The sequence below is a fragment of the Streptomyces sp. NPDC046465 genome, from assembly GCF_040646035.1.
In the GTDB taxonomy this organism is placed as follows: Bacteria; Actinomycetota; Actinomycetes; order Streptomycetales; family Streptomycetaceae; genus Streptomyces.
This window is the reverse complement of the sequence record NZ_JBEYZK010000026.1, coordinates 1-23451: the sequence shown is the minus strand read 5'-3', so window position 1 is coordinate 23451 and position 23451 is coordinate 1. Positions and strand designations below refer to the sequence as shown.

Here is a 23451-nt window from a genome sequence, read left to right as displayed (position 1 = left end):
TCCCCCCGTGACCATCCAGGACTACGCCACGTACATCGCAGGCCTCCCCCGCGTCCTCGTCGGGGCCGCCGCGCTCCTTCGCGACGCGGCGGGCCGGGTACTGCTCGTCGAGCCCAACTACCGCGAGGGCTGGGCGCTGCCGGGCGGAACCGTCGAGTCGGACGACGGGGAGAGTCCGCGGCAGGGGGCGCGCAGGGAGACCCTTGAGGAAGTGGGGCTCGACGTCACGCTCGGCCCGCTGCTCGTGGTCGACTGGGTGCCGCCGGGTCCGGTACGTGAACGGCCGCCGCTGGTGGCCTACTTGTACGACGGCGGAGTGCTCGACGCCGACCGGCTGAAGTCGATCAGGCTGCAGGAGGAGGAGCTGCTCTCCTGGCGTCTGGTGGACTCCGCGGACCTCGCGGAGCACCTGCCCGGCTCGCTGGGGCGCCGGGTCGCCGTCGCGCTTGACGTGCTGGCGCGGGGCGGCGGGCCCGCGGAGCTGGAGGACGGACACCGGGTCGGCTGATCCGGCGCGCGGGCAGCGGGTAGCGGGTAGCGGGTAGCTCCGCGGCAGCTCAGAACAGGACGTCGTCACCGGCTTTCGCCGCCCCGCCCTCGAAGGCGAGCAGCCGCTGCTTGCGGTCGAGCCCGCCGCCGTACCCCGTCAGGCCGCCGCCCGCGCCGATGACGCGGTGACAGGGCACGATGACGCCGATCGGGTTCTTGCCGTTGGCGAGGCCGACCGCGCGTGAGGCGCCCGGCTTGCCGAGGATGCCGGCGAGTTCGCCGTACGTACGGGTCTCGCCGTAGGGGATCCGCTGGAGTTCGCGCCAGACCGTGCGCTGGAACGGGGTGCCGTCGAGCCGCAGCGGCACGTCGAACTCCGTCAGCTCCCCGGCGAAGTAGGCCGCCAACTGGCCGGTCACCTCGCCGAACGGGGCCGGATCGCGGTGGCCGAAGGTCTCCTCGGGCGGGCGGTGGCGCTGCTCGGTCATGTAGAGGCCGCTGAGCACGCCGTCGGTGGCGACGAGGGTGAGCGTCCCGTAGGGGCTGTCGATGCGGGTGTGCAGGCGTTCCATGAGCATGGTCCTCGATTGGTCCTCGATGCCCCTTACGCGGGCAGGTAGTTGATGGGGTGGTCGTCGGTGGCCCACAGGTACTGGACCGCGTACGCCCGCCAGGGCCGCCAGGCGGCGGCGCGCGCGGTGAGCGCGGCCGGGGTGTGCGGCAGGCCAAGCCCCTGCGCGGCGCGGCGGACGCCGAGGTCGGAGGGGAGGAACGCGTCGGGGTCGCCGAGCGCCCGCATGGCGATGACCTCGACCGTCCAGGGGCCGAACCCGGGGAGCTCGTTGAGCCGGGCGCGGGCCTCGTCCCAGTCGCTCTCCACGCCGAGGCGGAGGCCGCCGTCGGCGAGGCGGCTCACGAGCGTGGTCAGGGTGGCGCGGCGGCTGCGGGGCAGGGCGAGCGACTCGGGGTCGAGCGCGGCGAGCTGCGCGGGCGTGGGGAACAGGTGTGTGAGGCCGCCCTCGGGGTCCTCGACCGGCGTGCCGTGGGCGGTGACCAGGCGGGCGGCGTGGGTGCGGGCCGCAGCGGTGGAGACCTGCTGGCCCAGGACGGCGCGCACGGCGAACTCGGCCTCGTCGACGGTGCGTGGCACGCGCCGCCCCTGCGCCTTGTCGACGAGCGGCGCGAGCAGCGGGTCCGTCCTCAACTGGCCGTCGACGGCGGCCGGATCGGCGTCCAGGTCGAGCATGCGGCGGCAGCGGCTGATCGCGATGGTCAGGTCGCGCAGGTCGGTGAGGGCGAGTCGGCAGCCGATGTGGTCGGGGCGCGGGGTGAGGGCGACGATGCCGTGCCCGTAGGGGAGGCTCAGGGTCCTGCGGTACGCGCCGTCCCGCCACTCCTCGACGCCGGGCACCGCGGTGGCGACGAGGTGCCCGAAGAGGTTGTCGGGGTTGAGCGGGGCGCGGAACGGCAGACGCAGCGAGAGGACGCCGCCCGCGGCGCCGGGCGACGCGGTGCCGGACGGCACGGCTCCGGGCGGCGTGGCGCCGCGCCGCTTCGGGGCGCGGGCGCGCAGCTCCCCCGGGGCCAGCGCGAAGACCTCGCGCACCGTGTCGTTGAAGGTGCGGATCGAGGAGAACCCGGCGGCGAAGGCGATCTCCGCCATGGGCAGCGCGCTGGTCTCGATGAGCAGCCGCGCGGTCTGCGCGCGCTGGGCGCGGGCGAGCGCGAGCGGGCCCGCGCCGAGCTCGGCGAGCAGTTGCCGCTCGACCTGCCGGGTGCTGTAGCCGAGGCGGTCCGCGAGGCCGGGCACGCCCTCGCGGTCGACCACGCCGTCGTCGATGAGGCGCATGGCGCGGGCCACCAGGTCGGCGCGCTGGTTCCATTCGGGCGAGCCCGGGCTGCTGTCGGGCCTGCACCGCTTGCAGGCCCGGAAACCGGCCTGCTGGCAGGCGGCGGCGCTCGGGTAGAACGTCATGTTCTCGGCCTTGGGCGGCACGACCGGGCAGCTGGGGCGGCAGTAGATCCGGGTGGTGACGACGGCCGTGAAGAACCAGCCGTCGAAGCGGGCGTCCTTCGACTGTACGGCGCGTACACAGCGCTCTGTGTCGGTGTGCATGCCTCCAAGGATCGCGTTCGGCGACCCGCATGGCTGGCGAGAATCCGACATCGACATCGACGTCGCGCCGCCCGGCCTCTCCCCGGCCTCCGGCAGGCCTACTCCCCGCCGGTCAGCGCGGCGGCGAACGCGTCGTACGCCTCCTGGCCGAACAGGACGAAGCGCACCTCGTCGAAGTCGGCGGGATCCGCGGCCTCCCGGACCGTACGGACGGCGATGCGGGCCGCGTCGTCGAGCGGCCAGCGGTAGACGCCGGTGGAGATAGCGGGGAACGCGACCGTGCGCGCGCCCAGCTCGGCGGCGACGCGCAGCGACTCGCGGTGGCAGGAGGCGAGGAGCTCGGAGCGGTCCTCGGCGGCGGACCAGACAGGGCCGACGGTGTGGATCACGTGCCCGGCGGCCAGGCGCCCCGCGGTCGTGGCGACGGCGCGGCCGGTGGGCAGTCCCTTGCCATAGTTCGCGGCGCGCAGCCTGCGGCAGTCGGCGAGGATGTCGGGGCCGCCGCGCCGGTGGATGGCGCCGTCGACTCCCCCGCCGCCAAGCAGCGAGGAGTTGGCGGCGTTGACGACGGCGTCGGCGTGCTGCTGTGTGAGGTCGCCCTGGACCAGGGTGATGCGGACGGTCACGGCTGCCTCCTGAGCGTCTTCCAGACGGCCTTCGCGGCGTTGTGCCCGGACATGCCGTGCACGCCCGGGCCCGGGGGCGTCGCGGACGAGCAGAGGAAGACCGCGGGGTGCCGGGTGGTGTACGGGGAGAGGGAGATCTTGGGCCGAAGCAGCAGCTGCAGGCCGCTCGCGGCGCCGCAGGCGATGTCACCGCCCACGTAGTTCGCGTTGTGGGCGGCGAGCTCCGGCGGGCCTGCCGTGGCGCGCGCGAGGACGCGGTCGCGGAAGCCGGGGGCGAAGCGCTCCAGCTGCCGTTCGATCGCGTCGGTGAGGTCACCCTCCCAGCCGTTCGGGACGTGGCCGTACGCCCAGAAGACGTGCTTGCCTGCCGGGGCGCGGGACGGGTCGACGACGCTGGGCTGGACCGTGATCAGGAACGGCGCGTCCGGCGCCCGGCCCTCCCTGGACGCGGCGTGCAGCGCGGCGCCGATCTCCTCGCTGTCCGCGCCGACCTGCACGGTCCCGGCGCTCCGCGCCTCCTCGGCGGTCCAGGGGACGGGCCCGTCCAGGGCGTAGTCGATCTTGAAGGCGCCGGCGCCGTACCGGAATCCGGCATAGGCGCGCCCGAGGCCCGCGATCCTGGCGAGCGCGGTCGGCGAGGTGTCGAAGACGTAGGCGCGGGCGGGCGGCAGGTCGTCGAGGCGCTTGACCTCGTAGTCCGTGTGGACGGAGCCGCCGAGGTCCTTCAGATACGCGGTGAGCGCGTCGGAGATGGACTGCGAGCCGCCCCGCGCGACGGGCCAGCCGCGGGCGTGCGCGGCCAGCGCGAAGACCAGGCCGACACCACCGGTGACGATGCCGTCGAGCGGCGCGATGACGTGGGCGACGAGCCCCGAGAACAGGGCACGGGCCCGCTCGTCACGGAAGCGGCGCATCAGCCATGTCGAAGGCGGCAGCCCCACGAGCCCGAACCGGGCGAGCGTCACGGGGTCCCGCGGCAGGGAGCTCAGCGGCAGCGCCATGAAGTCCCGCAGCAGGGAGTCCCACTTGGGCAGGAAGGGCTCGACCAGCCTTCGGTACGCCCCCGCGTCGCGCGGCCCGAACGAGGCGGCGGTCTCGGCGACGGAGCGGGACAGCACGGCGGCGGTGCCGTCCGGAAAGGGGTGGGCCATGGGCAGCGGGGGCTGTAGCCACTCAAGGCCGTACCGGTCCAGGGGCATGGCACGGAACGCCGGGGAGTTGATGCCCAGCGGGTGGGCGGCCGAGCAGGGGTCGTGCCGGAACCCGGGCAGCGTCAGCTCCTGGGTGCGCGCACCGCCCCCCACCGTGTCCTTGGCCTCGAAGACGGCCACGGAGAAGCCCCGGCGGGCCAGCTCCACGGCAGCGGTAAGACCGTTCGGTCCCGCCCCCACGATGACGGCATCAAGCATCGACGGCACCTTCGGACTCCTTTGTCAGCCGATGGCCACTGCCGCCAGGATAGGCGGGGGCTCCGGCGCCGTTCCCCGGGCCCCGGTCCTCTCAGGCACCGCTCGCGAGCAGGTCCGCGACGCGCCGGGCCGTGGCCGCGTCGCGGGCCGCGGTGAACGGCAGCGTGTTGCCCCCGCCGATGCGGAACGGCTCCCCCGTCAGCGTCAGGTCGGCGCCGCCGGCCTCCGCGACGAGCAGCAGGCCCGCGGCGTGGTCCCAGGCCAGCTCCCAGGTGAAGGCGATGGCGTCCAGCTCTCCCCGGGCGATCGCGAGGTACTCCAGACCGGCCGAACCGCACGGCCGGGGGCGGACACCTTCCACCGCGAGCCCCACAAGGGCCCGCTTCTGGTCCTCCGTGGTGAAGTCCGGATGCGAGGTGGCCACCTCCAGATCCGCGCCCGCCTGGGGCGATCCGGCGGTCAGCCGCTCGCCGTTCAGCCAGGCGCCCTTGCCGCGGACCGCCACGGCGAACTCCTCCAGTGCCGGTGCGTACGTCCAGGAGGCCCGCACCTCGCCGCCCACCGCGAGGGCGACGAGCATGCAGAAGCCCGGGTCGCCGTTGACGAACTGCCTCGTCCCGTCGACCGGGTCCACTATCCAGACGGGCGCGTCGCCGTGTATCGCCTCGTAGATCGCCGGGTCGGCGTGCACCGCCTCCTCGCCCACGACGACCGAGCCCGGCAGGAGGGCGGCGAGGTCGGCGGTCAGCTGCTCCTCCGCGCGGCGGTCGGCGACGGTCACCATGTCGTGCGGGCCGCTCTTCTCCACGACGTCGCCCTCGGCGAGCTGCCGGAAACGGGGGGTCACCTCCGCCGCGGCGGCCTTGCGGATGGCCTCCTCCACGTCGCGTACACCGTGCGTCAGAAAGTCTTCGATCATGCGTCCATGAGAGCACGTCGCACTGACATCCCGTACGGTCCCGGTGAACGGCGCCTGAACCCCCCGTGAACTCCCGGTTCGCCCCTGGCCCACCCCTGCCCCCACCCTCCTACCGCCCCACCGCATACCCCTGCGCCCCGCGAGGATTCGCCGCCGCCGACAGCACCCCGGTGCGCGGATCGCGCGCCACCGCGCACAGCCGGCCCTCCGACCACGCGCCGCCCACCGTCACCTCGTGTCCCCTCCGCCGCAGCTCGTCCACCACCTCGGGGGCCGTACGGGACTCCACCGTGAGGCTGCCGGGGCGCATGTCCCGGGGATGGAAGGAGCCGGGGAACGCCTCCGTGTGCCAGTTCGGGGCGTCGATCGCGCCCTGCAGGTCGAGGCCGCCCCGGACGGGGTCCCGCAGCGCCACGCCCAGGAAGAAGTGCACCTGCCACTGGTCCTGCTGGTCGCCTCCCGGCGTGCCGAAGGCCAGGACCGGTATGCCGTCCCGCAGCGCCAGCGACGGCGTCAGGGTCGTCCGCGGGCGACGGCCCGGCATCAGCGAGTTCGGCAGGCCCTCCTCAAGCCAGGCCATCTGGAGCCGCGTGCCCAGCGGGAAACCCAGCTCGGGCACGACGGGATTGGACTGCAGCCACCCTCCGCTCGGTGTGGCGGAGAGCATGTTCCCCCACCGGTCGACCACGTCGAGGTGGCACGTGTCGCCGCGCGTCCCCCCGTCCGCGACCACGGTCGGTTCCCCGGCCCCCGCCGCGGCACCGGCCCCCCTGTCCAGGCCCGCGGTCTCCCCCGCGGCCACCGCGAGGGCGTGCGCGGAGAGCCTCGGCTCCCGCCCGCCGGGCGCCCCCGGCCGCAACCGGTACGAGGCCTTGTCCTCGACGAGCCGCCGTCGCCGCGTGTTGTACTCGGCCGACAACAGCTCCCGCACCGGCACGCTCCCCGCACCGTCCTCCCCCGCGTCCCCGTACCAGGCCTCCCGGTCCGCCATGGCCAGCTTGCAGCCCTCGACGAGGAGATGGACGTACTCGGCGGACCCGTACTCGGGGAGCTCCGCGACGGACTGCGGCAGGAGGGCGAACTGCTGCAGGAACGCGGGGCCCTGGCTCCAGGCGCCCGCCTTGCACAGGGTCCAGCCGTTCCAGTCGTACGTGACGGGGTCCTCGTAGGACGCCGACCAGCCGCGCAGGTCCTGCGCGGCGAGGGTCCCCGTGTGCCGTTCGCCGCTCGTGTCCATGGTGGGCCGCCCGGCCTGCCGTACGAGCGCGTCGGCGATGAACCCGGAGCGCCAGACCTCGCGCGCGGCCTCGATCCGAGCGACCCGCAGTCCTTCCTCCGTGCCGCCCGCGCCCCCGGCCGCCGCGGCCTCCGCCTCCGTGATCAGGCGCCGCCAGGTCGCGGCGAGCGCGGGGTTGCGGAACAGTTCCCCGGGGCGCGGGGACCGGCCGCCGGGCAGGTAGACGTCGGCGGACGAGGGCCACTCGCTCTCGAAGAGTTCCCGTACCGTCTCCACCGTTTCGCAGACCCGCTCGACGGGGGCGTGCCCGTCCTCCGCGTACCCGATGGCGTACTTGAGGACGTCGGCGAGCGACTTCGTGCCGTGGTCCCGCAGGAGCAGCATCCACGCGTCGAAGGCTCCGGGCACGGCGGCGGCGAGCGGGCCGGTGCCGGGCACCAGTTCCAGGCCGAGGGAGCGGTAGTGGGCGACGGTGGCCCCGGCGGGCGCGCCCCCTTGCCCGCAGAGCACGCGCACGTCGCCTCCGGCGGGCGCGAGGATGACCGGGACCTCGCCAGCGGGCCCGTTCAGGTGCGGTTCGACCACGTGCAGGACGAACCCGGCGGCGACCGCGGCGTCGAAGGCGTTGCCCCCGTCCTCCAGTACGGCCATCGCGGACTGGGAGGCGAGCCAGTGGGTGGACGACACCATGCCGAAGGTGCCCTGGAGGGTGGGACGCGTCGTGAACATGATCGGCAGGCTAGCCCTCGGCACCCCCGCGGGTCACCGTCGTCTCAGCCCGCGACGAGCGACTCGATCCTGTCCGCGCCGGTCCGCAGCCCGGTCAGCCGCTCGACCCCCGGCGCGTAGGCCCCCGTCCCCGTCGTCCAGCCGGGCCCGGCGATCAGCACGGTCGGGTGGCCCCGGGCCCCTCGTACGCCCCACTCCTTCTCCGTGACGAGGTGCACAAGGGCGCGGTCGGCGGTGCCCCGCGAGTGCGCCCAGAGGATGACGGCGGAGGGGCCGATGCGCCGCACCGCCTCGTACAACGCCTCCGCGGGGAGCGCGGCGCCGAACATCCTTGTGGGCAGGCCCCGTTCGGCGAGGACCGCGGTGAGGGCTTCCAGTGGGAGGGTGTGCTGTTCGCCGGGGACGCAGGTGAGCAGGACCGGGGCGACGGGCGCCGTGGCGGGCGGCGGGACGTGGTCCGTGCCGGGGCCCGGGATCTGCCGCAGGGCGCAGGAGACGTGCCAGGAGAGCAGGTGCTCGACCTCCACGTACCGCTCCCCGCAGGACGCCCATTTGCGGCCGATGGCGTGCAGGGCGGGGGCCATGACCTCTTCCCACCCCGTCGTGAAGCCGTACGCGGTGAGCGCGGTCCGCAGCTGGGACTCGACGGCGGGGGCGTCCAGCCGTACCGCCGCCTTCGCCAGGCCGCGGCACTCCTGCCGGACGGTGCCGAGGGAGAGGGCGCGCGGGTCACCGCCGTGCCGGGTCCGCGAAGTGCCGGGTCCTGCGGGCCCGGCCTCCCGCGCCTCCGGCACCTCCCGCAGGGCCAGTCGCGCGGCCTCGGCGGGCGGCACGCCGAGCGCGGTCAGTCGGCACATCTCCTCCACCCGCCCCACGTCCTCGGGGGTCCAGCGGCGGTGCCTTCCCTGGTCGCGGTGGGCGGGCCCGATGCCGTACCGCCGCTCCCACGAGCGCAGCGTGGTGGGCGCGACACCCAGTCTGCGGGCGACGGATCCCGTGGTCAGAGCGGCGACGGCGCCACTGTCCCGGGAGGGCTCCGACTGCCGTGTGACGACCATCCCGCGACGATACGACGCACAAGCGCTGCAGGTTGCCCCTTCCACGGACTGTCACCACTCTGAGGGCGACTCCGGCCCCTGTACCGACATGTGGAGGCAGATCCATGGAATTAGCGGGTTCCCGAGTCCTGGTGGTGGGGGCCACCGGCGTCCTCGGCGGTCTCACCGCCTGCGCCTTGGCGGAGCGCGGTGCGCAGGTGGCCCTCGCGGGCCGCAACCCGGTACGTCTTGCCGCGCTCGCGCGGGACCTCGGCGCCCCGCCCGCCCGGAGCTTCGAGGCGTGCGACCTGGACCAGTGCACCTCGCTCGCGACGTGGGCGGCGCGCATGCTGTCGGGGCTCGACGGGGTCCTTGTGACGGTCGGGGCCATGGGCTTCGGCGCCGTCGAGGACGTGTCGAACGCGGCGGCCGAGCACCTGCTCACGGTGAACGCGCTGTGCCCCATGGCCGTGCTGCGGGGCGCGGCCCCGGTGGTGGCGGACAAGGGGTTCTTGCTCGCCGTCACCGGAACGCCGCCGGAGCAGTCGCACATCGAGGGCACCGCGGACTACACCGCCTCCAAGGCGGCGTTGAGCGGCTGGCTCGGCGTGCTCTCCGAGGAGCTCGCGCCCCGCTCCGTCTCGGTCCTCGACTTCCGGGTGCCGCATCTGGACACGGGCTGCGCCGACCGGCCGCTGATCGGCCGCCCGCCCGCGCTCCCGCCCGGGGCCGACGCGCTGAAGACGGCGCTGTCCCTGGTGGAGGGAATCGCCTCGGCCTGACCATCCGCCCCCCGAGCCGTCACTCGATCCCCCGGGCCTCCTTGAAACGGCTTAGCCCGTCGGCCAGTTGGACGATCGGCTCGGGGTAGTCGTAGCTCGCCCGCTCCGACGTCTTCAGCTTCCACGGCTCGTGGACGGCCGCCCCTTTCAGTTCGCCGAGCTCGGGCACCCAGCGGCGTACGTAGGCGCCGTCCGGGTCGTAGCGCTTGGCCTGCAGTACGGGATTGAGCACCCGGTTGGGGCGGCTGTCCGTGCCGGTTCCGGCCACCCACTGCCAGTTGAGCTGGTTGTTGGCGATGTCGCCGTCGACGAGGAGGCGCCGGAAGTGCCGGGCGCCCACGCGCCAGTCGACGTAGAGCGTCTTGGCCAGGAAGCTCGCGGTCAGCAGCCTGCCGCGGTTGTGCATCCATCCCTCGTGAAGGAGTTGACGCATGGCGGCGTCGACGATCGGGTATCCCGTCCGGCCTTCCTCCCAGGCGCCGATGTCCTTCCGCGCCGTCTTCCGCGTGCGCCAGCGGTCGCCGCGCGTGCGGTAGTCGGCGTCGGCGGCGGCCGGTCTGGCGGCGAGCACCTGGTGGTGGAAGTCGCGCCAGCACAGTTGCCGTACGAAGTCCTCGGCGCCCTGGGACGTGCGCCTGCCCGCGTCGCGGACGAGTTCGGCGCAGGACAGGGTGCCGAAGTGCAGGTGCGGCGAGAGCTTGGAGGTGGCGTCGCCCGCCAGGTCGTCGTGGGTCGTGTCGTACCGGTCGATGCCCGCGCGCAGCCAGGCCTTCCACTGCGCGCGGCCGACGCTCTCGCCGCCTTCGGCGAGCCCCGGTGAGAGCCCCTTCACGCCGGACCGGGACGGCAGGGGGTGGGAGCGGACGCGGTCCGGCACGCGCACGGTGCGCGGGGCGGCGAGGACGGCTCGCACGCCCTGTGCGGTCCAGCGGCGGTGGAAGGGGGTGAAGACGGCGAAGTGGTCGCGGTTCGCGGGGGTCACGGCGCCGGGCGGGAGCGCCGTGACGACGGCGTCGTGGACGTGCAGACTCCGTCCGTCCGCTGCCAGCGCCTCGCGCAGCTTTCGTTCGCGGCCGTGCGCGTACCGGCTGACTCCCGCGGCCATGTGCACCTCGTCGGCGTCCGTCGCCTCGACGACGGCCCGTACCTCGTCCACGAGGTCACCGGCGCGCACCACGAGCCTGCCGCCGCGGTCCCGCAGTTGCCGGTCGAGGTCGGCCAGGCAGTCGGCGAGGAACGCCTCGCGGTTGGGGCCCGTACCGCCGATGTCGTCGATCGTCCGGTCCAGGACGAAGAGCGGCACGACGGCGTCCGCGCCCTTGACGGCGGCGCGCAGCGGCGGGTGGTCGTGCACCCGCAGGTCGGAGGTGAACAGGACGACCGAGATGTGCATGGTGCGGGCTCCAGAGAACGAGTGCCGTGGGGTCGTGGCGCGGCGGCGGCGCCGGGTTCTGCGCCCCACTCTCCTTCGGAGCGGCTCCGGGGGTGCGCCGTGCGGTGCGTGTTCCCCCATTCGGCGCGCACATGGGGATATGTCGGGGCTCGGCTAGCGTGGGGGGACATTCGGAACATCGAGCCGAGGGCGGCTGCGCCCCGCGGGCATGGAGGAAGCACGTGCACGGTGAGTACAAGGTCCCCGGCGGCAAGCTCGTCGTGGTGGATCTCGACGTCGAGGGCGGCGCGCTGCGGAACACGCGGGTGGCCGGTGACTTCTTCCTCGAACCCGACGAGGCGCTCGACGCGATCAACGGCGCGCTGGACGGCGCCCCTTCCGACACGGACGCCGCGGGTCTCGCCGCCCGGATCGAGGCCGCGCTCCCTGAACTCACGGTCATGTACGGCCTGACGTCGGAGGGCATCGGTGTCGCCGTCCGCCGCGCCCTCGCCCACGCGACGGACTGGACCGACTACGACTGGCAGCTCGTGCACGAGGGACCGCAGCCGCCCGCGCTGCACATGGCCCTCGACGAGGTGCTGACCCAGGAGGTGGCGGCGGGCCGGCGCCCGCCGACGCTGCGCGTGTGGGAGTGGGCCTCGCCCTCGGTGATCATCGGCAGCTTCCAGTCGCTTGCCAACGAGGTCGACGCACAGGGCGCGGCCCGGCACGGCATCGAGGTGGTGCGCCGGATCTCCGGCGGCGGGGCGATGTTCGTGGAGCCGGGCAACACCATCACGTACTCCCTTTCGGTCCCGGACGCCCTCGTCCAGGGGCTCTCCTTCCAGGACAGCTACGCGTATCTGGACGACTGGGTGCTCGGTGCTCTCGCCGACATGGGGATCAAGGCGTGGTACCAGCCGCTGAACGACATCGCGACGGAGGCGGGGAAGATCGCGGGCGCCGCGCAGAAGCGCTCGGTGGGGTCCGGCGGGGGCTCGGGCGCGGTGCTGCACCACGTGACGATGTCGTACGACATCGACGCGGACAAGATGCTCGAAGTGCTGCGCATCGGCAAGGAGAAGCTGTCGGACAAGGGCACGCGGAGCGCCAAGAAGCGGGTCGATCCGCTGCGCCGTCAGACCGGGCTGCCCCGCGAGGCGGTCATCGAGCGCATGGTCGACTCCTTCCGCGGCCGCTACGGTCTCGCGGCGGGGCAGGTCACCGATGAGGAGATGGCGCGCGCCGAGGAACTCGTGCGCACCAAGTTCGCGACGGCCGAGTGGACGGCCCGCGTGCCGTAGCCGAAGTACACGCCGACGTCAGGGGGTTCGGGGCCGGGGCCGCCGCGGTCCGTCGTCGTCCGACGGACTCCGCTGCCACGCCGTCGTGCCGAGCATGCCCGTCTCGCCGATGTCGAGGCCGCCCTCCGGCTCGATGGTGCTGCGCGGGGCGCCCTTGGCGGGACCGATCTCCACGTAGACGCCGCTGCCCCGCCGGGTGGCCGCGTCGACGGCCGAGTACCGCCAGACCAGCGAGGTGTACGCGGACTCCCCCGGCTTCAGCGCGATGCGGCGCGGGCCCGGGTCGTCCATGGTGGTGACCGGTTCCGTCCCCTTGAGCACGGTGACGTCGAAGAGTTGGCGGTCCAGGCCGCGGACGCGGATGTCGGGGTAGCCCTCGACCTCGCGCACGCCGTCGCCGCAGTTGGTCAGGGTCACCGACATCGCGCGCAGCCCCATGGCGGCCGTCACCATGCCGGGAGACGTCGTGAGGCCCGACTCCGGGCAGCGCGGGGCGCTGGGGGACGGCGGCGTGACGGGGGACGGCGGCGTGACGGGGCGCTCCGTACGGATGTCGGGCGGCGTCGCCCCGGGGGTCGGCGTGCGGCGCTCCGGGTTCGCCTCGCGGTCCAGCTCCTCGGAGAGCCCGCAGCCGGTCAGGAGCACCGCGGCCAAGGACAGGGCCGCGGTGCGTCTGAGAGGTCTCGGTGCGACGGTCACGCGGAGATCATGCCATGGCCATGGCTGACCCCCGGCGCCCTGAGGAGTGTCAGGAGAGCTCCGGAATCACCGAGGAGCCGTACGCGTCGATGACGTCTTCCCGTGCGTCGTGCATCGCGTACACCGCGAACTGGTCGACGCCCAACTCCCTTAGCTCCTTGAGGCGTTCGAGGTGGGACTCGACGGGCCCGAGAAGACAGAACCGGTCGACGATCTCGTCGGGCACGAAGGCGGTGTCGGGGTTCCCGGTGCGGCCGTGGTGGCTGTAGTCGTATCCCTCGCGGGCCTTGATGTACGCGGTGAGGGCCTCGGGCACCATCGCGGAGTGTTCGCCGTACCTGGCGACCAGGTCGGCGACGTGGTTGCCGACCATGCCGCCGAACCAGCGGCACTGCTCGCGGGCGTGCGCGAGGTCGTCGCCGACGTAGGCGGGCGCTGCCACGCAGATCTTCACGTCCGCCGGATCGCGCCCGGCGTCGGCGGCCGCGTCCCGTACGGCCCTGATCATCCACTCCGTCAGAAACGGGTCGGCGAGCTGCAGGATGAAGCCGTCGGCCTTCTGCCCGGCGAGCGCGAGCGCCTTCGGCCCGTACGCCGCCATCCACACGGGCAGCTTCCCGTCCCGCACCCACGGCAGCCGCAGGCGCTGCCCGCCGACGTCCGCCTCACGGCCCTCGGCGAGGTCCCGGATGACGTCGATCGCCTCGCCGAGCCGGGCGAGGGTGTTGGGCTTGCGCCCGGCGACGCGCATCGCGGAGTCGCCGCGCCCGATGCCGCACACGGTGCGGTTGCCGTACATGTCGTTGAGCGTGGCGAAGGTGGAGGCGGTGACCTCCCAGGTCCTGGTGCCCGGGTTGGTGACCATGGGGCCGACGGTCAGGCGCGTCGTGTGCTCCAGGATGCGGCTGTAGATGACGAACGGCTCCTGCCACAGGACGGACGAGTCGAAGGTCCAGCCGTAGCGGAAGCCGCCCCGCTCCGCGCGTCGCATGAGGCCGACGACCTCCGACGCCGGCGGGTCGGTCTGCAGTACGAGTCCGAAATCCATTGCCCCGGCTCCTCACGCAGGTCACACAGGTCGAATGACGTCCCGGAAGCCCTCCGAGGAAGCCGCCCGAGGAGGGACAATCCTCGGCTTGTTGCCGGAGCTTGGCAAGAGGGACACGACGGGCGTCAGAGCGCCAGGGCCAGGCCGTCCGTGACGTCGTCGAGGTCCGCGTGGCTGATGGACCGGATCCGGCCCCCGTCCAGGGTGAGGATCCGGTCGGCGGCGGCGAGGCCCGCCCGCTCGTGCGTGACCAGGAGCGTGGTGCGGCCGCGGGTGGCGTCGAGGATGTCGGCGAGGACCGCGGCGGCGGTGTCCGGGTCGAGGCCCTCGGTGGGCTCGTCGAGGACGAGGACCGGCGGGTCGGCGAGCAACGCGCGGGCAAGCAGCAGGCGTTGGCGCTGGCCGCCCGACATCGTGGCGCCGTCCCCGCCGAGCACGGTGTCCCAGCCGTCCGGCAGCGACTCGATCCAGTCCAGGATCCGGGCCCGGCGGGCCGCGTCGCGCAGCTCCGCTTCGGTGGCGTCGGGGCGGGCCAGGATCAGGTTGGCGCGGATGGCGGCGTGGAAGAGGTGCGCGTCCTGGGTCATGCCGGTGATCGCGCGGCGGGCGTCGGCGCCCGCGCAGTGCTTCAGTTCGCGCCCGCCGACGCGGATGCTGCCCGCCTCGTACGGGACGAACCGCATGAGCGCCGCGATCAGCGTCGATTTACCGGACCCGCTGGCCCCGAGGAGCACCACCCGCTGACCGGCCGGCAGCCGCAGGCTCGCCCCGTCCAGGGCCGGGGGGCCGTCCTGGAGGTGGCGGACCCGCAGGTCGGTGATGGTCACGTCGAGGGGCTCGTCGGTGGGCAGCGGGTCCGGGGACTGTGGGTCGGCGACGGGCGCCGGGGTGTCGAACAGGTCGGCGAGGCGCTGCGCCGACGCGCGTACCTCGGCGAAGCGCCGGGCCGCCGCGGGCAGCGGCGCGAGGGCCTCGAAGGAGACGAGGGCGAGGACCGCGAGGACGGTGAGCTGCACGGCGGGCAGGTCGCCCGCCGCGTGGGCGCGCAGCGCGAGCCAGGTGACACCGATCGTCGCCGCGCCCTGCAGCACGAGCACTACGGCCTGGGCGAGCGAGGTCGTCAGGGCCTTCTGGCGCTCCAGGCGGGCGATGCGGGCCGCGACCTCGCGCGCCCGGTCGTGGGTGCGGCCCCGGGCGCCGTACGCGGCGAGGTCCGCGGCGCCCTGGGTCAGGTCGACGGTGACGGCGGCGAGTTCGGCGCGCGCCGCCTTCTCCGCGCGGCCCGCGCGCCGGGACAGTACGAGGACGAGGGCGGGCACGAGGAGTCCCGCCACGATCAGCAGGGCGCCGAGCAGCAGGCCGCCCTCCGGCAGGAGCAGCAGCACTGTGCCGGTGGCGGTCGCGGCGACCACGAAGGCGGCCGTGGCCGGGATCAGCACGCGAAGGAGCAGGTCCTGGGCGGCGTCGACGTCGTCGACGAGCCGGGTCAGCAGGTCGCCGCTGCGGAAGGCGGGGGTGCCTGCCGGGGCGAGCGGCACCAGCGCCTCGAACACCCGGGCGCGGAAGCCCGCGACGGCCCGCAGCACGCCGTCGTGGCCGAGGAGCCGGTCGATGTAGCGCAGGGCGCCGCGTCCGAGGGCCAGGGCGCGTACGGCGACGATCGCGACGCTCACGGCGGCCAGGGGCGGCTGTTCGGCGGCGCGGGTGATCAGCCAGGCGGCGGTGGCCATCAGCGCGGCGGCGGCGAGCTCGCTGCCGGCCGCGGCGAGCGCGGCGGGCAGCAGCCTGCGCCAGTACGGCAGGAGGTGGTGCAGGAGGCGGGCGGTGGGGCGGGGCCCGCGGGCGCGTCCGGGGGCGGCGGCCTCGGTGTGCGGGGTCATGAGGCCACCAGGCTTTCCGTGGGTGCCGGTTCGGGGTGGGCGGGCAGGGGCGGCGGGGCGATGGCGCCCGCCCGTACCGTGATGATCCGGTCGGCGTGCGGCAGCAGGCTCGTACGGTGTGCCACCACGATCGAGGTGCGGCCGCGCATGAGGGCGACGGTGGCGCGGGTGACGGCCGCCTCGCTCTCGGGGTCGAGGTGGGCGGTCGGTTCGTCCAGGAGCAGGACGGGGGCGTCCTTGAGGAAGGCGCGGGCCAGGGCGATCCGTTGGCGCTGGCCCGCGGAGATTCCGGCGCCGTGCTCGCCGAGCAGGGTGTCGTACGCCTGGGGCAGCTCTTCGACGAAGAGGTCGGCCGAGGCGTTGCGGGCCGCATCGCGTACCTCCGCGTCGCTCGCGTCGGGGCGGCCGAGGCGGATGTTGTCGGCGACGGAGGCGGCGATCAGGTGCGGGCGCTGCGGCACCCAGGCGACCTGGGCGCACCAGTCGTCGGGGTCGAGGGCGGCGAGGTCGGTGCCGTCTGCCGTGACGCGGCCCGAGGTGGGGGTGACGAAGCCGAGGAGCAGCGAGAGCAGCGTGGACTTGCCCGCGCCGCTGGGGCCGATCAGGGCGATGTGCTCGCCGGGGGCGATGCTCAGGGAGATGTGGCGCAGGGCGGGCGCGGCCCGGTCGGGGTACTGGACGGTGACGTCGTCGAGGCGAAGGAGCGCGGTGCGGGCGTCGGGGGCGGGGACGGGTTCGGCGGGCGCCGGGGACGCCTCTTCCTCGTCGAGGGTGGTGAAGACGCGCTCGGCCACCGCGATGCCCTCGGCGCTGTCGTGGAAGGCCCCGCCCATGGCGCGCAGCGGGAGATACGCCTCGGGGGCGAGGAACAGGACGATCAGGGCGGTGTGCAGGTCCACTTCGCCGTGCAGCAGCCGCAGTCCGACCGGGACGGCGACGAGCGCTACGGAGAGGGTGGCGACGGTCTCGAGGACCAGGGAGGAGAGGAACGCCACGCGCAGGGTGCGCATGGTGGCCCGCCGGTGGGCGTCGGCCATCTCGCGCACCACCTTGGTCTGGTGGCGCTCGCGGCCGAACGCGCGCAGGGTGGGCAGTCCGGCGACCACGTCCAGGAAGTGGCCGCCGAGGCGGGAGAGCAACCGCCATTGGCGGGCGGTGCGTTGGGCGGTGTGCAGGCCGACGAGCGCGCCGAACACGGGGATCAGCGGCAGGGTGATGACGATGATGAGCGCGGAGGTCCAGTCGGTCCACCACACGGCGGCGACCACCGCGAGGGGAACGACGGCGGTGGCCGCCATCGTGGGCAGATAGCCGACGACGTAGGGGTCGAGGGCGTCGAGGCCGCGGGTGAGCAGGGTGGCCGTCTCACCGTGGCGGCGGGAGGCGAGCCGCAGCGGGTCGGTGTGCCGCAGCCGTCCGGTGATCCGGTCCCGCAGGGTGCGCTTGGCGTCGGCCGCGGCGCGCTGTGCGAGCACGCCGCGGAGCCAGGTCAGCAGGGCGCGCAGCGCCATGACGACGGCCAGCGCGGCCAGCGGACCGAGGCGGACCGAGCGGTCGGCGAAGCCGTCCGCGAGGACGGTCGCCAAGAGGACCGCCTGGGTGACGATGAGCCCGGCGCCCGCCAGGGCCAGGACCGAGGAGTACGTCATGTGGCGCCGCAGCACTGGGATTTCCCGCATCAAACGGCGTTCGACGGGCTTCATCGTGGGGTACCTCTCGTCGCTTTCCGGGGGTCAGAAGTAGCTGGGGTGACGTTGGCCCGTCCGCCCCCGGAAGGCCCACCAGCTCCAGAACTGGTAGGCGAGGATCGTCGGGATCACCAGGACCCCGAAGCCGCTGAGGATCTTCAAGGTGGCGTCGTCGGTGATGGCGTGGTCGATGTCAAGACCGGCACCGGCGCCGGTGATCAGGAGGTACGGGTAGTGCCCGGCCCCCAGGAGCAGTACCGGCAGCGCGGTCGCGCAGCAGGTGGCGACGAACGCCAGGACGTTGCGCCCGCGGGTGAGATACCACCACCCGGCGCCGAGCGCCGCGACGAACAGGGCCGTGATGACGGCCGAGGTGGCGCGGTTCGTCATCGAGGCGCCCTCGCCGAAGAGGGTGAGGAGCAACGCGAGGGCGCCCACGGCGGCGGCGCCGCCGATCAGCTTGGCGCCCATTTCCCGGGCCTTGGCCGCGATGCGGGGCTCCGAGCGCAGGGCGACGAAGGTCGCGCCGTGCGCGGCGAAGAGCAGCACGGTGACGGCGCCGCAGACCAGCACGAACGGCGTGAACACCTCGCCGAACCCGATGTGGAAGCTGCCGTCGGCGCGGCGGGGCACGCCGTGGAGCAGCAGCCCCACCACGAGACCCCAGCAGATGGCGGGGACGGTGCCGCCGACCACGATCAGGACGTCCCACATCCGGCGGCCACGCGGACTGTGGGAGCGGCGGCGCAGCTGGACCGCGGCGTTGCCGAGGACCAGGCCGGCGAGGATCGCCACGATCAGCGGGTACAGGCCGGACAGGAGGGTGCCTTCCAGGTGCGGGAAGGCACCGAAGAGGACGCCCGCGAAGGCGACCAGCCAGACCTCGTTGCCCAGGAAGAACGGCGCTATGGCGTCGAGGGCGGCATTCCCGCTGGTGCGCTTCTCCTCCTCACCGTCCCGGCCGAGGAAGGGGTGCAGCATCTGTGCGCCGTAGTCGTAGCCGCCGAGTACGAAGTACCCGGCGAGCAGCAGGCCCAGAAGGGCCAGCCAGACGGTCTCGAGACTCATCTCGCTCAACTTTCCGTTACAGCAGGGGAGGACATGTCGGGGAGGGGTGCCGGGTGGACCCGGCTCAGAAGACGGGCACCGGCTGCTTCTCGTCGGCGCTGCCTTCCGGCCCGTCGGGCACGTCGTCCGGGAGCGGCTCGGTGAGGCCGAGCTGGGTGGCGTCGGGGCCGCGCAGAGCGAAGCGGGTGATCAGGGTCCAGTTCGTCACGGCCAGCGCGAGGAAGATCGCGATGAACAGCGTGCAGGACAGGATCAGCGAGGTCTTCCCGACGTTGGAGAGGGCGTCCTCGACCGTCAACTCGCCGTAGACGAGCCAGGGTTGGCGTCCCACCTCACGGACGATCCAGCCGCCGACGGAGGCGATGAAGGGGAACGGGATCATCCACACCAGGATCCACGAGGCCCACCGCCAGCGCATCAGCCGGTCTTTCCACAGCAGGACCAGAGCGATGAGGGTGATGGTGGACACGGTGTTGCCGATGAGCGACATGGCGTCCATCGAGATGCGCATCGTGTCCTGCCAGGGCACGTAGTCGCCGGGACCGTGCTCCTTGACGAGCTGGGCCTGCAGTTCGGCGACGCCGCTGTTCTCCAGAACCGCGTCCTTCATGGGCTGGGTGCGCTCGATGATGGGCCGCTGCATCTCGCCGACGACCACGACGAAGAAGGAGGCGATGGCCGAGACCCAGAGCCCCAGCTTCAGGGAGGTGCGGAAGAGCTCGGTCTCCTTGGTGCCCCGCAGGTAGTGCCAGGCGCTGATGCCCGCGACGAAGGCGCCGCCCGTCGTCAGGGCGCCGAGCGAGAGGTGCAGGAGCGCGATCAGGGCGTTGGAGTTGGTGAGCAGCGCCGCGAAGTCGGTCAAGTAGGCCGCTCCGTCGCGCACTTCGTAGCCGACCGGGTGCTGCATGAAGCCGTTGGCGATCAGGATCCAGTAGCCGGAGGCGTACGCGGTCAGGGCGACCAGCCAGATGAGCGTGACGTGCACGCCCCTGCGCAGGCGGCCCCAGCCGAAGATCCACATGCCGAGGAAGGTGGACTCGGCGAAGAAGGCGATGAGGGTTTCGAGAGCCAGCGGGGCGCCGAAGACGTTGCCCGCGAACTTGCTGAGGCCGCTCCAGCTGAGCCCGAACTGGAACTCCATGACGAGGCCGGTGACGATGCCGACCGCGTAGTTGATGACGTAGAGCTGACCCCAGAAGCGGGTCATCCGCTCCCGGACTGCTCTCTTGGCGGGATCACGGGTGAACGCGGCCCGGGTGTGCATGATCGCCACGATGGGGACGAGCCCCATGGTGAGGATCACGAACAGCCAGTGGATGCCGGTCGTGGCCGCGAACTGGAGTCGGGCCAGATCCGCAGCGCTCATGATGCGACCTTCCTGGGGGGACGGTGGCCGGTTGGGACGGCTGAGGGGGGTTCGGGGGTTCGGGGGGTTCGGGGGGGTTCGGGGAGCACGGTGTCGTCGGGGCGGTGGACGGTTTCTGTGGGAGACGGTGGGCGGGCGCGGGGCCGCCGCTTCGCGTGTGCAGGTGCCGGGCGCCGCTGCCCGCCACCTGTGCGGTGACCTCGATGAAAACCGTAGGGAGGATTCCTTATGCATTCCAAGACCGGTTTTGCCATGTGAGGATGTCTCGGAAGGCATAAGTGAAGGTGGAGCATGGATCTTCTGCAGTTGCGCTACTTCCAGTCAGTCGCCCGTTTCGAGCACATCAGCCGCGCCGCGGAGGAGCTGCGCGTCGCCCAGCCCTCGCTCAGCCGCACCATCGCGCGCCTGGAGAGCGAGCTCGGCGTCCCGCTCTTCGACCGGCAGGGCCGCCGCATCCGGCTCAACCAGTACGGGATGGTGTTCCTGCGCCACGTCGACCGCGCCCTGAGCGAGCTCGACGACGCCCGCAGGGCCCTGAGCGACGCCCGTGACACGGCGCTCGGCCGGGTCAGCGTCGCCTCCGAGACCCTCCTGACGATCACGCATCTCCTCGGCAGCTTCCGGGCCGCCTATCCCCGCGCCGACGTCAGGCTCTACCAGTCCAACGCCGAGGAGATGGACCGCCAGCTGCGCGCCAGGGAGGTCGACTTCTGCGTCGCCTCACAGCCGCTGACCGGCACGAACCTCGACTCGATCGAACTCGCCCGCGAGGAGGTGCTGCTCGCCGTGCCGCGCGGCCACTGGCTCGACGGCCAGGAGAGCGTGACGATCCGTGAGATCGCCGCGGAGCCCTTCGTCACGACCCGGCCGGGGCACTGGCAACGCACCCTCCTGGACCGCCTTTTCGCGTCCGAGGGGCTCACGCCGATGCTGTCCTGCGAGGGCGACGAGCCGGGGGCGAGCCAAGACATGATCAGCGCGGGCCTCGGCATCGGACTCATCCCGGCCATCTCCCGCCAGGCCGGCACCGACTCCCAGGTCCCGGTGGCCTGGGTGCATCTCAACGCGCCGGACTGCCACCGGGTGCTCACCCTGGTGTGGAACCGCGACACGTACCTGTCCGACGCCGCCGTGAAATTCCGGGAGTTCACCACCAGCAGGCCCTTCATGACACACCGCCTGCCCGACCCGCGCCGCGGCCGCAGGACCTGAGAGCCTGTGTCACATCCCCGGCCGGTCCCAGCCATCCGCTCCTGGTCTGGCCGGAAGTAGTTTGGTACGCTCCGCAGCGCTGCCATATCCCTGGCCCAGGACGTCGCGTGTCCGAACGGCCGGCTGGTGATGGCGAGTTGGCCGGGGTGCCGCTTCCTCCGCCGACCGCCGGGCCGCACCATCTCCACCTTCCGTCTTTCCACTTGCCAGGCATCCGCGCCACGGCGCGCCCCCGCGCGCGTCCGGATGCCATCGAGGAGCTCCGTCATGCCCAAAATCACGTATGTCGCCATCAACGGACACGAGACGTCGATCGACGTCCCGGAGGGCACGAGCGTCATGCGCGGCGCCGTGTTCAACGACATCGACGGCATCGTCGCCCAGTGCGGCGGCAACATGCAGTGCGCCACCTGCCACGTCTACGTGGACGAGACCACCCTCGACAAGCTGGAGCCGCCGAAGGAGCGGGAGGACGAGATGCTCGACTTCACGGCCTGCCCGCGCAAGCCCAACAGCCGCCTCAGCTGCCAGCTCAAGTCGTGTGACGCGCTGGACGGCCTGATCGTGCACCTCCCCGAGCGGCAGAACTGATGACGGACGGCACGACCCCCGAGTCCGTCGTCGTCGTCGGAGCGGGCCAGGGCGGCTACCAGACGGCGGCGTCCTTGCGGGAGCACGGCTACACGGGAGACATCACGCTCATCAGCGCCGAGGACGCGCTCCCCTATGAGCGTCCGCCGCTGTCCAAGGCGTACCTCAAGGGCGAGGCGGACGAGACCGAGCTGTGGCTGCGGCCCGCGACGTACTACGTCCGCCAGTCGATCGACCTCGTCGCGGGCACCGTCACGGAGATCGACCCGGCCGGGCGCACGGTGCGCCTCGCCGACGGCTCCGCGTACGGCTACGGCCATCTCGTCCTGGCCACCGGCGCCGAGCCCCGCACGCTCGGCGTGCCCGGCGCCGGGCTCCGCGGCGTGCACACCCTGCGGACCTCGCGGGACGCCGTCGCACTGCGGGCCTCACTGGCCGGGGCCCGCCGTGCGGTGGTGGTGGGGGCCGGGTTCATCGGCCTCGAATTCGCCGCCGTGGCGCGGGAGGCGGGCGTCGAGGTGACGGTCGTCGAGGCGCTCGACCGCCCGCTCGCCCGGGTCGTCTCGGCCCCGACCGCGGAGCACTTCACACGGCTGCACCGAACCGCGGGCACCCGGCTGCTGTTCGGCCAGGGCGTCAAGGCGCTGCACGGCGACGGCCGTTCGGCGGTGACGGCGGTGGAGCTGGCCGACGGCAGCCGACTGCCCGCCGACCTCGTCCTGATCGGCGTCGGTGCGATCCCGCGCACGGAGCTGGCCGCCGCGGCCGGTCTCGCGGTGGACGGCGGCATCACCGTCGACGCCCGTCTGCTGACCGGTGATCAGCACATCTCGGCCATCGGCGACTGCGCGGCGTTCCCCCAGGTGCGCTCCGGCAACAGGCTGCGGCTCGAATCCGTGCAGAACGCCGTGGGCCACGCCCAGTCGGTCGCTCGGCGGCTGACCGGGGCGCCCCACGGCTACGACGAACTGCCCTGGTTCTGGAGCGACCAGTTCGCCACGACCGTGCAGATCGCGGGCTTCAACGAGGGGCACGACACCGAGGTGGTGCTCGGGGAGGACCCCGACGCGTTCTCGGTCCTCCTCTTCCGCGGGGACGATCTGCAGGCGGTCGAGTCCGTCAACCGTCCCACCGACCACCTCACGGCCCGACGGCTCCTGACGCGGAGCACCCAGGGCACCCCCCTGACGCCCGAGGCCGCCTCGGCGCCCGGGTTCACCCTCCGAGAGCACCTGCGGAGCCTGACCAGGAGTGGGACGGAGGCGCCTGCGGCCCTCTGACAGCGGTGTACGCGCGCGACCGGAATTCTCTGTTCCTATTCCCGTCGCGCGCCGATCCGCAGAATTAATCGCACCGATTGCATGGTTATTTGAATTCATTGGTGAACACCGGAACGGTGTTGATTTGCCTCGTTGAATCGGGCAGGATCGCTCAGGGCCAACGGGCGGCCTTCGGCCCGCGCCGGCCATCCCCCGAAATTTCCTCACCATTCATAGAGGAGACCGTCATGCCCGCTTCTAATGCGGAGATAAAGCGCACCGATATATCCACCTGAGGACCACTCGATTTCCGCTGGATCGGAGTACGTCGTGGAAGACGTTATACGGGAGATTCGTATCCGCGGGGCTTTGCAGCAACCCGATTGGAGCGACCTTTCTCAGCTGAACCGGGTCGGGGAGGCCCTGGCCGCCCGCCCCCCGCTGGTCCAGGGCGACGACCTGGCCACGCTGCGCACCCTGCTCGGCAAGGTCGCCGCGGGCCAGGCGATGGTCCTGCAGTCCGGCGACTGCGCCGAGGACCCCCAGGAGTGCACCCCCCGCCACGTGGCCCGCAAGGCCGCCCTGCTCGACCTGCTGGCCGGCTCGCTCGGCCTGAT

The 23451-nt window shown here is 73.0% G+C and carries 21 protein-coding genes; 7 read left to right on the top strand and 14 right to left on the bottom strand.

The window, feature by feature from the left end:
- Window positions 1-7 precede the first annotated feature (7 nt).
- Window positions 8-508: an NUDIX hydrolase gene (locus ABZ953_RS32280; protein WP_361731437.1), complete on the top strand. Its 501-nt coding sequence runs from the start codon at window positions 8-10 to the stop codon at window positions 506-508.
- A 49-nt stretch (window positions 509-557) separates the two neighbouring features.
- On the opposite strand, the gene ABZ953_RS32275 is transcribed toward ABZ953_RS32280, so the two are convergent.
- The 7 genes from ABZ953_RS32275 to ABZ953_RS32245 all read right to left on the bottom strand — a co-directional run bounded on the left by ABZ953_RS32275 (window position 558) and on the right by ABZ953_RS32245 (window position 8583).
- The gene (locus tag ABZ953_RS32275; RefSeq protein ID WP_361731434.1) at window positions 558-1061 is read right to left on the bottom strand and encodes a methylated-DNA--[protein]-cysteine S-methyltransferase; all 504 of its coding nucleotides are present in this window, start codon (window positions 1059-1061) and stop codon (window positions 558-560) included.
- Between the two features lie 32 nt (window positions 1062-1093).
- Complete coding sequence (locus tag ABZ953_RS32270; RefSeq protein WP_361731431.1) at window positions 1094-2605, bottom strand: AlkA N-terminal domain-containing protein; 1512 nt, start codon at window positions 2603-2605, stop codon at window positions 1094-1096.
- A gap of 98 nt (window positions 2606-2703) precedes the next feature.
- Window positions 2704-3231, bottom strand: coding sequence for an O-acetyl-ADP-ribose deacetylase (locus ABZ953_RS32265; protein ID WP_361731428.1), 528 nt, complete (start codon window positions 3229-3231; stop codon window positions 2704-2706).
- On the bottom strand, window positions 3228-4640 hold the full coding sequence (locus tag ABZ953_RS32260; RefSeq protein ID WP_361731425.1) for an NAD(P)/FAD-dependent oxidoreductase: 1413 nt from the start codon (window positions 4638-4640) through the stop codon (window positions 3228-3230). Before ABZ953_RS32260 ends, ABZ953_RS32265 begins: the two co-directional genes overlap by 4 nt.
- A 91-nt stretch (window positions 4641-4731) precedes the next feature.
- On the bottom strand, window positions 4732-5559 hold the full coding sequence (locus ABZ953_RS32255; protein WP_361731422.1) for an inositol monophosphatase family protein: 828 nt from the start codon (window positions 5557-5559) through the stop codon (window positions 4732-4734).
- Between the two features lie 109 nt (window positions 5560-5668).
- A complete protein-coding gene (locus ABZ953_RS32250; protein WP_361731419.1) occupies window positions 5669-7525 on the bottom strand; it encodes a gamma-glutamyltransferase in 1857 nt (618 codons plus the stop codon).
- Window positions 7526-7569: 44 nt separating this feature from the next.
- Window positions 7570-8583 carry a MerR family transcriptional regulator gene (locus ABZ953_RS32245; RefSeq protein ID WP_361731416.1) on the bottom strand — a complete coding sequence of 338 codons (1014 nt, stop codon included), beginning with the start codon at window positions 8581-8583 and terminating at the stop codon, window positions 7570-7572.
- A 104-nt stretch (window positions 8584-8687) separates the two neighbouring features.
- Between ABZ953_RS32245 and ABZ953_RS32240 the strand changes: the two genes are divergently transcribed.
- A complete protein-coding gene (locus ABZ953_RS32240; protein WP_361731413.1) occupies window positions 8688-9344 on the top strand; it encodes an SDR family NAD(P)-dependent oxidoreductase in 657 nt (218 codons plus the stop codon).
- Window positions 9345-9363: 19 nt separating this feature from the next.
- On the opposite strand, the gene ABZ953_RS32235 is transcribed toward ABZ953_RS32240, so the two are convergent.
- Window positions 9364-10737 carry a deoxyribodipyrimidine photo-lyase gene (locus ABZ953_RS32235; protein WP_361731410.1) on the bottom strand — a complete coding sequence of 458 codons (1374 nt, stop codon included), beginning with the start codon at window positions 10735-10737 and terminating at the stop codon, window positions 9364-9366.
- Window positions 10738-10958: 221 nt separating this feature from the next.
- On the opposite strand from ABZ953_RS32235, the gene ABZ953_RS32230 reads away from it, so the two are divergent.
- Window positions 10959-12023 (top strand): biotin/lipoate A/B protein ligase family protein, encoded by a 1065-nt coding sequence (locus ABZ953_RS32230; RefSeq protein WP_361731407.1) that lies wholly within the window; start codon window positions 10959-10961, stop codon window positions 12021-12023.
- A gap of 18 nt (window positions 12024-12041) precedes the next feature.
- Here the strand turns inward: ABZ953_RS32230 and ABZ953_RS32225 are convergent, their stop codons facing one another.
- From ABZ953_RS32225 to ABZ953_RS32200, 6 genes are all read right to left on the bottom strand, one after another.
- Window positions 12042-12722, bottom strand: coding sequence for a DUF4232 domain-containing protein (locus ABZ953_RS32225; RefSeq protein ID WP_361731404.1), 681 nt, complete (start codon window positions 12720-12722; stop codon window positions 12042-12044).
- A gap of 49 nt (window positions 12723-12771) precedes the next feature.
- Entirely contained in the window at window positions 12772-13770 is a 999-nt protein-coding gene (locus tag ABZ953_RS32220; protein ID WP_361731401.1) for a TIGR03842 family LLM class F420-dependent oxidoreductase, read from the bottom strand.
- Between the two features lie 125 nt (window positions 13771-13895).
- The gene (gene cydC, locus ABZ953_RS32215; protein ID WP_361731398.1) at window positions 13896-15650 is read right to left on the bottom strand and encodes a thiol reductant ABC exporter subunit CydC; all 1755 of its coding nucleotides are present in this window, start codon (window positions 15648-15650) and stop codon (window positions 13896-13898) included.
- Window positions 15647-17353: a thiol reductant ABC exporter subunit CydD gene (gene cydD / locus ABZ953_RS32210; RefSeq protein WP_361731395.1), complete on the bottom strand. Its 1707-nt coding sequence runs from the start codon at window positions 17351-17353 to the stop codon at window positions 15647-15649. Before cydD ends, cydC begins: the two co-directional genes overlap by 4 nt.
- Before the next feature lie 30 nt (window positions 17354-17383).
- Window positions 17384-18406 (bottom strand): cytochrome d ubiquinol oxidase subunit II, encoded by a 1023-nt coding sequence (gene cydB / locus ABZ953_RS32205; protein ID WP_361731392.1) that lies wholly within the window; start codon window positions 18404-18406, stop codon window positions 17384-17386.
- 64 nt (window positions 18407-18470) lie between these two features.
- A complete protein-coding gene (locus tag ABZ953_RS32200; protein ID WP_361731389.1) occupies window positions 18471-19772 on the bottom strand; it encodes a cytochrome ubiquinol oxidase subunit I in 1302 nt (433 codons plus the stop codon).
- A gap of 291 nt (window positions 19773-20063) precedes the next feature.
- Here ABZ953_RS32200 and ABZ953_RS32195 point away from each other — a divergent pair, with 291 nt between their 5' ends.
- The 4 genes from ABZ953_RS32195 to ABZ953_RS32180 form a co-directional block, all read left to right on the top strand.
- The gene (locus tag ABZ953_RS32195) at window positions 20064-20984 is read left to right on the top strand and encodes a LysR substrate-binding domain-containing protein (protein ID WP_361731386.1); all 921 of its coding nucleotides are present in this window, start codon (window positions 20064-20066) and stop codon (window positions 20982-20984) included.
- A gap of 267 nt (window positions 20985-21251) precedes the next feature.
- The gene (locus tag ABZ953_RS32190; RefSeq protein WP_361731384.1) at window positions 21252-21575 is read left to right on the top strand and encodes a 2Fe-2S iron-sulfur cluster-binding protein; all 324 of its coding nucleotides are present in this window, start codon (window positions 21252-21254) and stop codon (window positions 21573-21575) included.
- The gene (locus ABZ953_RS32185; RefSeq protein WP_361731381.1) at window positions 21575-22855 is read left to right on the top strand and encodes an FAD-dependent oxidoreductase; all 1281 of its coding nucleotides are present in this window, start codon (window positions 21575-21577) and stop codon (window positions 22853-22855) included. Before ABZ953_RS32190 ends, ABZ953_RS32185 begins: the two co-directional genes overlap by 1 nt.
- 348 nt (window positions 22856-23203) lie before the next feature.
- The coding region (locus tag ABZ953_RS32180; protein WP_361731378.1) for a 3-deoxy-7-phosphoheptulonate synthase at window positions 23204-23451 on the top strand (248 nt) is incomplete at its 3' end.

Excerpts from the sequence above, each read along its gene's own strand:
- ABZ953_RS32275 (WP_361731434.1), bottom strand. The coding sequence starts at position 1,061 with ATGGAACGCCTGCACACCCGCATCGACAGCCCCTACGGGACGCTCACC.
- ABZ953_RS32270 (WP_361731431.1), bottom strand. The coding sequence starts at position 2,605 with ATGCACACCGACACAGAGCGCTGTGTACGCGCCGTACAGTCGAAGGAC.
- ABZ953_RS32260 (WP_361731425.1), bottom strand. The coding sequence starts at position 4,640 with ATGCTTGATGCCGTCATCGTGGGGGCGGGACCGAACGGTCTTACCGCT.
- ABZ953_RS32255 (WP_361731422.1), bottom strand. The coding sequence starts at position 5,559 with ATGATCGAAGACTTTCTGACGCACGGTGTACGCGACGTGGAGGAGGCC.
- ABZ953_RS32250 (WP_361731419.1), bottom strand. The coding sequence starts at position 7,525 with ATGTTCACGACGCGTCCCACCCTCCAGGGCACCTTCGGCATGGTGTCG.
- ABZ953_RS32245 (WP_361731416.1), bottom strand. The coding sequence starts at position 8,583 with ATGGTCGTCACACGGCAGTCGGAGCCCTCCCGGGACAGTGGCGCCGTC.
- ABZ953_RS32240 (WP_361731413.1), top strand. The coding sequence starts at position 8,688 with ATGGAATTAGCGGGTTCCCGAGTCCTGGTGGTGGGGGCCACCGGCGTC.
- ABZ953_RS32235 (WP_361731410.1), bottom strand. The coding sequence starts at position 10,737 with ATGCACATCTCGGTCGTCCTGTTCACCTCCGACCTGCGGGTGCACGAC.
- ABZ953_RS32220 (WP_361731401.1), bottom strand. The coding sequence starts at position 13,770 with ATGGATTTCGGACTCGTACTGCAGACCGACCCGCCGGCGTCGGAGGTC.
- cydC (WP_361731398.1), bottom strand. The coding sequence starts at position 15,650 with ATGACCCCGCACACCGAGGCCGCCGCCCCCGGACGCGCCCGCGGGCCC.
- cydD (WP_361731395.1), bottom strand. The coding sequence starts at position 17,353 with ATGAAGCCCGTCGAACGCCGTTTGATGCGGGAAATCCCAGTGCTGCGG.
- cydB (WP_361731392.1), bottom strand. The coding sequence starts at position 18,406 with ATGAGTCTCGAGACCGTCTGGCTGGCCCTTCTGGGCCTGCTGCTCGCC.
- ABZ953_RS32200 (WP_361731389.1), bottom strand. The coding sequence starts at position 19,772 with ATGAGCGCTGCGGATCTGGCCCGACTCCAGTTCGCGGCCACGACCGGC.
- ABZ953_RS32195 (WP_361731386.1), top strand. The coding sequence starts at position 20,064 with ATGGATCTTCTGCAGTTGCGCTACTTCCAGTCAGTCGCCCGTTTCGAG.
- ABZ953_RS32190 (WP_361731384.1), top strand. The coding sequence starts at position 21,252 with ATGCCCAAAATCACGTATGTCGCCATCAACGGACACGAGACGTCGATC.
- ABZ953_RS32185 (WP_361731381.1), top strand. The coding sequence starts at position 21,575 with ATGACGGACGGCACGACCCCCGAGTCCGTCGTCGTCGTCGGAGCGGGC.